This window comes from Malikia granosa, from assembly GCF_002980595.1.
Lineage (GTDB): Bacteria > Pseudomonadota > Gammaproteobacteria > Burkholderiales > Burkholderiaceae_C > Malikia > Malikia granosa.
This window is the reverse complement of sequence record NZ_PVLQ01000087.1, coordinates 1-8958: the sequence shown is the minus strand read 5'-3', so window position 1 is coordinate 8958 and position 8958 is coordinate 1. Positions and strand designations below refer to the sequence as shown.

Annotated in this window: 7 protein-coding genes, 1 tRNA gene and 1 pseudogene; 4 read left to right on the top strand and 5 right to left on the bottom strand. The window is 65.4% G+C overall.

Going from position 1 to position 8958, the window contains the following annotated elements; genetic code table 11:
• The first annotated feature begins 48 nt into the window (after window positions 1-48).
• Window positions 49-1107 (top strand): homocysteine S-methyltransferase family protein, encoded by a 1059-nt coding sequence (locus C6P64_RS15840; protein WP_105749509.1) that lies wholly within the window; start codon window positions 49-51, stop codon window positions 1105-1107.
• Window positions 1108-1443: 336 nt separating this feature from the next.
• Here C6P64_RS15840 and C6P64_RS15835 read toward each other — a convergent pair.
• The 5 genes from C6P64_RS15835 to C6P64_RS15815 all read right to left on the bottom strand — a co-directional run bounded on the left by C6P64_RS15835 (window position 1444) and on the right by C6P64_RS15815 (window position 5832).
• A tRNA-Met gene (locus C6P64_RS15835) sits at window positions 1444-1520 on the bottom strand.
• Window positions 1521-1588: 68 nt separating this feature from the next.
• Entirely contained in the window at window positions 1589-3397 is a 1809-nt protein-coding gene (locus tag C6P64_RS15830; protein WP_105749508.1) for a M61 family metallopeptidase, read from the bottom strand.
• 1 nt (window position 3398) lies between these two features.
• Window positions 3399-3926 carry a DUF3429 domain-containing protein gene (locus C6P64_RS15825; protein ID WP_105749507.1) on the bottom strand — a complete coding sequence of 176 codons (528 nt, stop codon included), beginning with the start codon at window positions 3924-3926 and terminating at the stop codon, window positions 3399-3401.
• 4 nt (window positions 3927-3930) lie between these two features.
• Window positions 3931-4653 (bottom strand): DsbC family protein, encoded by a 723-nt coding sequence (locus C6P64_RS15820; RefSeq protein WP_105749506.1) that lies wholly within the window; start codon window positions 4651-4653, stop codon window positions 3931-3933.
• A gap of 51 nt (window positions 4654-4704) precedes the next feature.
• Window positions 4705-5832, bottom strand: coding sequence for an FAD-dependent monooxygenase (locus C6P64_RS15815; RefSeq protein WP_105749505.1), 1128 nt, complete (start codon window positions 5830-5832; stop codon window positions 4705-4707).
• Window positions 5833-5894: 62 nt separating this feature from the next.
• On the opposite strand from C6P64_RS15815, the gene C6P64_RS15810 reads away from it, so the two are divergent.
• From C6P64_RS15810 to C6P64_RS18265, 3 genes and pseudogenes are all read left to right on the top strand, one after another.
• Window positions 5895-6779: an MOSC domain-containing protein gene (locus tag C6P64_RS15810; protein WP_105749504.1), complete on the top strand. Its 885-nt coding sequence runs from the start codon at window positions 5895-5897 to the stop codon at window positions 6777-6779.
• Between the two features lie 267 nt (window positions 6780-7046).
• A complete protein-coding gene (ychF, locus tag C6P64_RS15805; RefSeq protein WP_105749503.1) occupies window positions 7047-8141 on the top strand; it encodes a redox-regulated ATPase YchF in 1095 nt (364 codons plus the stop codon).
• A gap of 207 nt (window positions 8142-8348) precedes the next feature.
• A pseudogene (locus C6P64_RS18265) lies at window positions 8349-8958 on the top strand (heme utilization protein); the annotation flags it as partial.

Below are 8958 nucleotides of genomic sequence, written 5' to 3'. Positions count from 1 at the left end.
ATCAAGACAGATTCGGGGTTTTTGTTTTTTGTACCTGAAGGTTGTCCAATGACATCACTCCCTTATACCCGCGCCCAGTCTCTGCCGGCTATTCTGGCGGAGCGTATTGTTATTCTGGATGGTGCCATGGGCACCATGATTCAGCGTTTCCGTCTGGGGGAGCAGCAGTATCGCGGTGCAGGCTATTCGGGCCAGGATGGAGCCGGTGATCGCTTCACAGATTTTCCAGGTGACCTGAAGGGCAACAACGAGTTGCTGAGCCTGACACGTCCTGACGTGATTTCCAGCATCCATGAGGGCTATCTGGCGGCTGGTGCCGATCTGATCGAGACCAATACCTTTGGCGCGACCCGGATCGCGCAGGACGATTACGGCATGGCTGGTTTGGCCCGGGAGATGAATCTGGTCTCGGCCAAGCTGGCTCGGGCCGCCTGTGATCGCTTCAGTACCCCTGATCGGCCCCGCTTTGCGGCCGGGGCCTTGGGTCCGACGCCAAAGACCGCCAGCATCAGCCCTGATGTCAATGATCCGGGAGCGCGGAATGTCAGCTTCGAGGAGCTGCGCAGCTCCTACTATGAGCAGGTCGAGGCGCTGGTCGAGGGCGGGGTTGATGTCCTGCTGGTCGAGACCATCTTTGACACCTTGAATGCCAAGGCGGCGCTCTATGCGATCGAGGAGTTCTTCGAGGCTTCGGGTGAGCGCTTGCCCGTGATGATCAGCGGAACCGTGACGGATGCTTCTGGACGTGTCCTGAGTGGGCAGACGGTGTCCGCATTCTGGGCCAGCGTGCGCCATGTACGTCCTCTGTCCATCGGACTCAACTGTGCCTTGGGTGCGGCCCTCATGCGTCCGTATATCCAGGAGCTGGCCAAGGTGGCGCAAGGCACCTTCATCAGCTGCTATCCGAATGCTGGCTTGCCCAACCCCATGAGTGATACCGGCTTTGACGAAACACCCGCCGATACGTCCCGGCTGGTGCATGAGTTCGCCAAGGAGGGGCTGGTGAACATTGTGGGTGGCTGCTGCGGGACGACGCCTGACCACATCGAGGCGATCGGGCGCGCAGTGTCGGTATGCCCGCCACGTCCAGCCTTGTTCCGCTTCTGAGCGGCGCAGTTTTCCTGAGCGGTAGATCGCCGGCAAGCAGGGCTCCCTGCAACGCCGGCTGCTTTAGGTGAAGAGCGATCGGGTGGTCGTTCTTCGTCGGGGTGCCCTGCTGATCCCGCATCAAGATGCCGCGGGTTGTTGCTCGCGGGTTGTCGCATGGGCGGCATCGGCAAAGCCCGCTTGCCGCCCCATCAGTCGTGCTGGCGTGCCAGTGGCTCGGCACCGCCTTCTTCCTTGCAAGGCTCCAGCTCGAGGCTTATTCGCAGTTGCTTGACTTGCATATCATGCCGAGCAAAAACAAAAGCCCACTGTCGCGAAACAGTGGGCTTGAAATTTTGGTGGCGCTTCAGGGATTCGAACCCCGGACCTGCGGATTATGATTCCGTCGCTCTAACCGGCTGAGCTAAAGCGCCAACAGGATTGAATTATAGGCACAAAAAGTCGGTTTTGACAAAGTGCATGAAAATTTCTTGAAAAAAGTTCATTCCTGTAGCCAGCGGCGCTCTGGCACGGTGACCGGAGCTGTCGCCGGGCGCTGGAGCTTGATGCTGTAGCGGGGCTCGGGCCAGTGCAGCGGGCATTTCAGCAGCCGGCCGTCACGCGATACCAGGGCGATCACGGTACTGCGACCCGAGGCATAGAGCGCGACCTCGTCGAGCTTGCGCACGCGCCAGGCCTGCGCCTCGACGCCCGGTTCGCTGGGGGGCAGTTCCACGGCTAGCCATTCGTCGCCTGCGGCCAGTCCGGCGGCTTCTGCCGCCGTGCCGCGCAGCACGTTCTTGATCGTCAGTCCGCCGCTCTCGTTCACGCGCAGTCCGAGCCGCTGTGCCAGCGGATCGGGCTCCTGCAGCCATTGCAGTCCGTGGCGCTGCAGCAGTTCGGCCAGCGGCAGCTCACCGGTGCCGTGCACCCAGTCCTGCAGTTCGGCGTCGTAGCGGCGCCGGCCGAGCTGCTTGAGCACCGCGAGCAGGTCGGATTCGCGCATCGGGCCGGCCTCGCAGCGCTGCATCAGGGCCCGCATGACGGCGTCGAGGTCGCTGTGGCCTTCGGCGCGCAGCGTCAGGTCGAGGCAGAGCGCCACCAGCGCGCCCTTGCCGTAGTAGCTGACGGTGGCGTTGGGGCTGTTCTCGGTGATCCGGTAGTACTTGACCCAGGCGTCGAAGCTGGCCTGCGCCACGCTCTGGACCTGGCGCCCGGGCGTCTGCAGCAGCTGGTTGATGGTCTTGCCCAGCAGTTGCAGGTAGGCCGGCTCGTCGATCAGGCCGGCGCGCAGCAGCAGCAGGTCGTCGTAATAGCTCGTGAAGCCTTCGAAGAACCAGAGCAGCTCGGTATAGTTCTCGCGGTCGTAGTCGTAGCGCTTGAATTCGCGCGGGCGCAGCCGCTTGACGTTCCAGGTGTGGAAGTATTCGTGGCTGATCAGCCCGAGCAGGGTGGTGTAGCCATCGCTGGCCTGCAGCTTGGCCGTGACCGGGGGCTCCTGGGGCGAGCGGCGTCGCGGCAGGTCGCTGCGCTGGCAGACCAGCGCGGTCGAGTTGCGGTGCTCGAGGCCGCCGTAGCCGTCCTGGCTGGCGTGCAGCAGGAACAGATAGCTCTTGAACGGTGGCGCGGCACCGTCGGGATGCCAGAACGCGATCTCGGTCTCGCAGATGCGCTGCGTGTCGCGCAGCAGCCGCTCGCAGTCGGCAAAGTCGCCGGTGCCGCTGACGACCAGGCGGTGCGGCACGCCGCGGACCTCGAACTGGCCTGACCAGAAGCGGCCGAGCTCGAACGGGCAGTCGGCCAGTTCGTCGTAGTCGCCGGCCAGGTAGCTGCCGAAGCCGCGTGCATCGATCTTGGCTGGAGTCAGTCCGGTGGCGACCTGCCAACCCGCGGTATGCGCGTTGTCGAGCAGCTCCAGCGCATGCGGCTCGCGTTCGCGGCCCGCCACGCGCAGGCACAGGCTGGTCGGGTTGAAGAAGCCGCGCTGCGCGTCCAGGAAGGCAGTGCGGACCGAGGCATCGAAGGCATAGACCTCGTAGTGCAGTTGCAGCGGGGCTTTCTTGCTGTCGGCGGGTAGTCTGGCTTCCCAGCTGTTCTTGTCGAGTTGCTCGAGCGCGACCGGCTGGCGGCCGATGCAGGCCTGCAGCTTTTGCAGGTGCTGGGAAAATTCGCGCACCAGGTAGCTGCCCGGTATCCAGACCGGCAGGCTCAGTCGTTGGCGCGCGGCCGGCTGGTCGATCTCGAGCGTGATGCCGTACAGGTGCTGGTTCGGGTCCAGCACCGAGACCCGGTAGCGTATCCCTGCCTTCATGTCAGAGCGCGCCAGCGGCCAGGAAGCAGCTCAGCGCCGCCACGGTCGACAGGTGGAAGCGCAGCGTCAGCCAATGCTGCAGGCCGGCGCTCGGATAGAGCTTGCGGTCGATCAGGTAGCAGGCGATCAGCAGCAGGCCGAGCCAGATCAGTCCGGCCTGGGCTTGCAGCTTGACCTCGTCGATGCTGAGCTCGCCTTGCGCGATGTACCAGACCAGTCCCGACAGGATCGGGATCAGGATACCGAGCCAGGCCAGCAGCGAGGCCGAGATGCCCCACCAGAGCGCCGGCACCTGATGTTCATCCCGGTGCGAGGAGCCCGCTTCCGAGTGCACCCAGGCCGCGCCCCAGTGCACCCCGCCGAGGAAGGAGGCGATGATCGCGGCATAGCAGGCCAGTGCCGTCGCGACGAAGGGTTGCAGGTCGTTGTCGATCAGCAGCCAGACCATCAGGGCCAGCAGCACGAAGGGAATCAGGCCGGCGCGGCCCAGGGTCTTGATCAGTTGGTGGTGGTCGATGGACTGGCTCATGGGGTCACTTGCTGTTGGCGAGGGCTTGTTCGATCTTCTCGAGCGGCACGGCGCCGGGCAGGCGGGTGCCATCCGGCAGGAAACTGGTCGGCGTGCCGGTGATGCGGTGCTGCTTGCCCAGGGCCAGGTTGCGCTGGATGGCCGAGCTGTCGCAGCTGGCTGGTGTCGGTGCGATGTTGCGCAGCATCCAGTCTTCGAAGGCCTTGGCCTTGTCCTTGGCGCACCAGATCGCCTGCGACTTGGTCAGCGAGTCAGGTCCCAGCACCGGGTAGAGGAAGACATGGACCGTGACGTTGTCGATCTTGCTCAGGTCCTTCTCGAAACGCTTGCAGTAGCCGCAGTTCGGGTCCTCGAAGATCGCGATCCGGCGCTTGCCGTTGCCGCGCACGATGGTGAAGGCGTCCTTGAACGGCAGCGCCTTGAAGTCGACCGCGCTGAGCTTGTTGACTCGCTCCTCGGTCAGGTTGCCGCGGGTTCGGGTGTCGATCAGCTCGCCCTGCAGCAGGTAGTTGCCCTCGGCGTCGGTGTAGAGCAGGTCGCTCTGGTTGATGCGCACCTCGTACAGGCCAGGCATCGGGGTCTTGCTGACCTCCTCGATTTTCGGCAGGTTGGGCAGGCGTTCGGCCAGGTTCTTGCGGATCGCGGCTTCCTGGGCGCAGGCGCCGAAGGCCAGCGTGGCCAGGCTGGCGGCAAGCAGGGTGCGGAGGGACAGGCGGGTGAGCTTCATGGTTGGAGATGGAATTCGGGCTTGGAGGGCGTGGGAGCTGGCGGGGGGCGCTCAGGCACCGCCCATGGCTTGCCTCATGGCCCAGCGCTTGACGGGCTGCAGTTGGTCGAAGCCGCGCAGGCCCCAGCCCCGCAGCGCCTGGAGGCGGCTGTCTGGTGCACTGAACAGGCCGTACAGGCCATCGGTCACGAGTGCCATCCGGGCGAAATCGGCCTGGCGCGCGCGCTCGTAGCGGCGCAGCAGCTTCAGGTCGCCGAGTTCGCGCCAGTATTCGCGCTCGTGCAGCACCTTGGCCAGTTCGGCAGCATCGCCCAGGCCGACATTGAGCCCCTGGCCGGCCAGCGGGTGCATGGCATGCGCGGCGTCGCCGGCCAGCGCGACGCCGGGCTTGACCCAGTGGTCGGCGCGCGAAAGTTCGAGCGGCCAGCCAGCGGGCTGGCCCTGCAGCGTCATGGCGCCCAGTGCCTGGTCGCAGGCCTGTTCGACGCCTTGTGCCAGTGCCGCGGGCGGCATGGCGAGCAGTTCCTGCGCGCGTTGGTGCGGCACCGACCAGACCAGCGCCACTTCATGCCCGCTGCTGCCGCCCATGGGCAGCAGGGCCAGGATCTCGTCGCCGCGGAACCACTGCCTAGCCACGCCGCCATGCGGCCGTTCGCACTGCAGCCGCGCCGCGATCGCCGTGTGGGGATAGGGCTTGCTGTCGTAGTGGATGCCGAAGGCTTCCCGGCTGGTGCTGCGCTTGCCTTCGCAGATCACGGTCAGCGCAGCGGCCGGGCGCTCTGGCAGCCACTCGATGCCGCCTTGATAGCGCACCGCTTGCGCGAGCCGCTCTTCGAGCGCCGGCACGTCGACGATCCAGTTCAGCGCGTCGGTGCCGGCCTCGCTCGCATCGAAGGTCAGCGCGGCGTTGGCGGTGGCATCGCTGACCCACATGCGGGTGACCGGCGTCACGGGCGATGGGCCGTTGCCATCGGGGCTTTCGGGCCAGACGCGCAGCGACTCGAGCAACTGGCGCGAGGCCAGGTTCAGCGCGTAGGCGCGGATGTCGGGGCTGGAGGGCGTGGTGGCTCGCGTCGGCGTGACCAGCGCGATGCGCAGTCGGTCGCGCGCCAGCAGCAGCGCCAGAGTCAGTCCCACCACGCCACCGCCGAGGATGGCCAAGTCGTACTTTTTGCTCATGGACGGATTGTAGGAGCAGGGCCCACAATGGCTGGGTGTGCGAGTGAAGACCCGATATTGACATGTTGCCCCTTCCTGAAGATATGTTGCCGCTGCAGATCGAGCAGCTGTGGATCTACCCCGTCAAGTCCTGCGCCGGCATCCGGCTCGAGCAGGCCGAGTTGCAGCTGGCCGGCCTGGAATGGGACCGGGCCTGGATGGTGGTCGATGCGCAGGGCGAGTTCGTCTCGCAGCGCGAATTGCCGCGCATGGTGCTGATCCAGCCGGCGTTCCGGTTCGGGCAGCTCGAGCTGAGCGCCCCTGGCATGTTGCCGCTGCGGCTGGAGCTGGAGGTCGATGCGGCCTCGCACCGGCTGCCGGTCCAGGTCTGGGATGACCGGGTCCAGGCCTGGGACATGGGCGACGCGGCGGCGCAGTGGTTTAGCGAGTTCCTGCAGGCTGAGCTGCGCCTGGTGCGCTTCGACCCAGAGGTGCGCCGGCTGTCTTCCGAGCGCTGGACCCGCGGCGTCGAGGCACCGAACCGTTTCAGCGACGGTTTTCCGCTGCTGCTGCTCTCAAGCGCTTCGCTGGCCGATCTCAACCAGCGCCTGCAGGCCATGGGCCAGGAGCCGGTCGGCATCGAGCGCTTCCGGCCCAACCTCGTGCTGGGCGGCCTCGATGTGCATGACGAGGACCGGCTGGCCGAGCTGGTGTTTCCGCTGCAGGCCGGCGGCGAGGTCAGGCTGCAGCCGGTCAAGCCCTGTGCGCGTTGCGCCATCCCAAATATCGACCCGGCCACGGCCAGGCCCGACCCGGCGGTCGGCGATACCCTGCAGACCTATCGCCAGGATCGTCGTCTGCTGGGCGCGGTCACCTTCGGCATGAATGCCATCTTGCGCGCGGGCGCGGGCAGCCTGCTGTGCCAGGGGCAGTCCGGCTGGGGTCGCTGGGATGCCTGGGACGATTGAAGGGGGTCGCTGGCGCTGCCGACCCGGTCATCTGGCGGTAGTATCAATGCCCGCCGCATGACCCAGGATCCTGGATAGGACAAGACTAGGCGCCAACAGGCCCGGTCGGTACAATGATTCCATTTGTCGGCGCGCGCGAGCTATGGCCCGGTCGGGCATCGCGCCACACTGCCGACACTGCAAGGCCCTCTCCTGCCTGGCTGAGGCTCATGAAGTCGAGCCGGCAGCACAGGGGACTTGCGGCGATCTCAATTCCAAAGGACCCCCATGAGCTTGAAGTGCGGCATCGTCGGCCTGCCCAACGTCGGTAAATCCACCCTGTTCAACGCCCTGACCAAGGCCGGCATCGCTGCCGAGAACTATCCCTTCTGCACCATCGAGCCCAACACCGGCGTGGTCGAGGTGCCGGATCCGCGGCTGGACCAGCTGGCCGAGATCATCAAGCCCGAGCGCATCGTGCCGGCGATCGTCGAGTTCGTCGACATCGCGGGCCTGGTCGCGGGTGCCAGCCAGGGTGAGGGCCTGGGCAACCAGTTCCTCGCGCATATCCGCGAGACCGACGCCATCGTCAACGTGGTGCGCTGCTTCGAGGATGACAACGTGATCCACGTGGCCAACAAGGTCGACCCGATCGCCGACATCGAGGTGATCCAAACCGAGCTCTGCCTGGCCGACCTCGGCACGGTGGAAAAGAGCCTGCACCGCTACAACAAGGCGGCGCGCTCGGGCAACGACAAGGAAGCTGCGGCGCTGGTCAAGGTGCTGGAGAAATGCCAGGCCGCGCTGGACCAGGCCAAGCCGGTGCGCTCGATCGAGTTCAGCGACGCCGAGCTGGCGCTGCTCAAGCCGCTGTGCCTGATCACCGCCAAGCCCGCGATGTTCGTCGGCAACGTGAGCGAGGACGGCTTCGAGAACAACCCCTTCCTGGCGCGCCTGCAGGAATACGCAGCTGCGCAGAACGCCCCGGTGGTGGCGATCTGCGCCAAGATCGAGGCTGAGCTGTCCGAGATGGACGACGAGGACCGCCTGGCCTTCCTGCAGGAGATGGGTCAGGACGAGCCCGGCCTGAACCGCCTGATCCGCGCCGGCTACAAGCTGCTCGGCCTGCAGACCTACTTCACGGCCGGCGTCAAGGAAGTGCGCGCCTGGACCATCCGCATCGGCGACACCGCGCCCAAGGCGGCCGGCGTGATCCACGGCGACTTCGAGCGCGGCTTCATCCGCGCCCAGACCATCGCCTTCGACGACTTCATTGCCTACAAGGGCGAGCAGGGCGCCAAGGATGCCGGCAAGATGCGCGCCGAGGGCAAGGAGTACATCGTCAAGGATGGCGATGTCATGAACTTCCTGTTCAACGTGTGATATTTATCAATTAATTTTTATTTTGGCAAATCCAGTGGGTGGCCCTCAAGTTCCACTGGATCGTGTCGTTACCAAGTTGCGGTGGTATCTGTCGGCCCTCGGTCCAGTTTTTCAGGCATCCCGCAGGATTAATTTGTTGTGCCCAGGCAGGGCCTGGGTGTAGATAGACCGTCGTCGTCTCACCATCCAACCAAATAAAGGGTGCGTATGTCTTACATCTCGTCTTTAACCACGGCACAGGTTGCAGCACTTACGACTGACAACGTGGTCGGTTTGTCTACCAGCCAGATCCAGGAGCTGTCCTCGGACCAACTCGTGGCGTTGACGACCGATCAGATGGGGGTGTTGACGACGGCGCAGGTCAGGGCGTTCACGACTGACCAGATCAGGGCGCTGGAGACAGTCGACGTGGCAGCGCTCTCGACCACGGCAGCGGCGGCGCTGACGACGGCTCAGGTCCAGGCGCTGACGACGGGCCAAGTGGCGGGGCTGAGTTCGGCTCAAGCCCAGAGCCTGACGACAGCGCAGGTCGTGGTGCTGACGACGGATCAAATCAAGGCGCTCGAGACGGCGGACTTCGCGGCGCTTGCGACCAGCACGGTGGCGGCGTTGACGACGGCGCAGGTGCAGGCGCTGACGACGGACCAGCTGGGCACGCTGAACTCGAACGAGATCGCCGCGCTGACGATGATGCAGGTCGCAGCGCTGACGACCGACCAGATCGTGGGTTTGGTGACGTCGCAGATGGGAGGGGTAACGACGGCGCAGGTCATGGCGCTGACGACGGCGCAGGTGCAGGCGCTCGAGACGGCGGACT

Bases quoted from the DNA above. Each gene is read 5' to 3' on its own strand.
- C6P64_RS15840 (WP_105749509.1), top strand. From the start codon at position 49: ATGACATCACTCCCTTATACCCGCGCCCAGTCTCTGCCGGCTATTCTG.
- C6P64_RS15830 (WP_105749508.1), bottom strand. From the start codon at position 3,397: ATGAAGGCAGGGATACGCTACCGGGTCTCGGTGCTGGACCCGAACCAG.
- C6P64_RS15825 (WP_105749507.1), bottom strand. From the start codon at position 3,926: ATGAGCCAGTCCATCGACCACCACCAACTGATCAAGACCCTGGGCCGC.
- C6P64_RS15820 (WP_105749506.1), bottom strand. From the start codon at position 4,653: ATGAAGCTCACCCGCCTGTCCCTCCGCACCCTGCTTGCCGCCAGCCTG.
- C6P64_RS15815 (WP_105749505.1), bottom strand. From the start codon at position 5,832: ATGAGCAAAAAGTACGACTTGGCCATCCTCGGCGGTGGCGTGGTGGGA.
- C6P64_RS15810 (WP_105749504.1), top strand. From the start codon at position 5,895: ATGTTGCCCCTTCCTGAAGATATGTTGCCGCTGCAGATCGAGCAGCTG.
- ychF (WP_105749503.1), top strand. From the start codon at position 7,047: ATGAGCTTGAAGTGCGGCATCGTCGGCCTGCCCAACGTCGGTAAATCC.